The 1,024-nt window shown below is 68.2% G+C and carries 1 protein-coding gene and 1 pseudogene; both read left to right on the plus strand.

What is annotated here, in order from left to right; translation table 11 throughout:
• Positions 1-485: pseudogene (locus EN750_RS36015) on the plus strand (class II aldolase); the annotation flags it as partial.
• A gap of 7 nt (positions 486-492) precedes the next feature.
• Positions 493-1,024: FGGY family carbohydrate kinase (locus EN750_RS36020; protein ID WP_245482917.1), on the plus strand; the 532-nt coding region annotated here is incomplete at its 3' end.

Consider the following 1,024-nt stretch of genomic DNA (forward strand, 5'->3'; position numbering starts at 1 on the left):
AGCTTCTGCTGCGCCGTATCAGGTCATTGCTGGCCCGGCCGGCGCGCGCGACCGCCGCACCCGACTTTGCCGCCTTGGCGGCGCTTGCCGGCGCCAGCGGCTACAGATTGCCGGCCGATGTCGAAGCGCATGCGGTTGCGCTCGACCCTGAGAGCCGCCGCATGGCGCAGGCCGGCAGCCTCTATCCGGACCACGTCATCTTCCTCGGCCAGGGCTCCGTCGTGGCGAAACCAGGCGAGGCCGTGGCCGATGTCATTGCACGACTGGGCACGTCGCCTGCGGCGATCCTGTTTCCCGGCGCAGGCGTGCTGATGCGCGGCGACGCCAGTGCCGGCGCCGATGCCATGCAACGCTGCCTCGCCGACGTGACGGCGCGCATCGATGTCGCCGCGCGGCTGAACTATCTCACCGCTTCCGAGAATGACGAACTGGTCAACTGGGACGCCGAGCAATATCGCCAGAAGCTCAACGCGGCTGGCGGCTAGCATGGGCATGATGCCACTTGTCATCGGCATCGACATCGGCACATCGGGTGCGCGCGCCGTCGCCATGCGCCCGGATTTTTCCATAGCCGGGCACGCGGCCGTCCCACTCGACAGGTTTGGCAGCGATGGGCGAGCTCCCACGGCGTGGTGGCAAGCGGTCAAGACGGTGCTGACGGAGCTGCTTTCCGGCATCGACCGCACGGCGGTCCGCGCCATCGCCGTTGACGGCACCTCCGGCACGCTGCTGCCGGTCGACGCCGCCGGGCGGCCGCTGGCCGAACCGCTGATGTACAACGACAAGGTCGATGACGACGACATCCTGGCCGCTATCGCCCGCACCGCGCCGGCTGCAAGTGCAGCGCACGGAGCGACATCCGGCCTCGCCAAGGCCCTGCGCTTCCAGCATCTGCCGGACATTGCGGCGGTGCTGCATCAGGCCGACTGGATTGCCGGAAACTTCTCCGGCCGCTTCGACGTCAGCGACGAGAACAATGCCCTGAAGACAGGCTATGATGTCGAGGCCCGGCGCTGGCCGGAAT

The sequence above is a fragment of the Mesorhizobium sp. M7A.F.Ca.ET.027.03.2.1 genome (assembly GCF_003999175.1).
GTDB lineage: Bacteria > Pseudomonadota > Alphaproteobacteria > Rhizobiales > Rhizobiaceae > Mesorhizobium.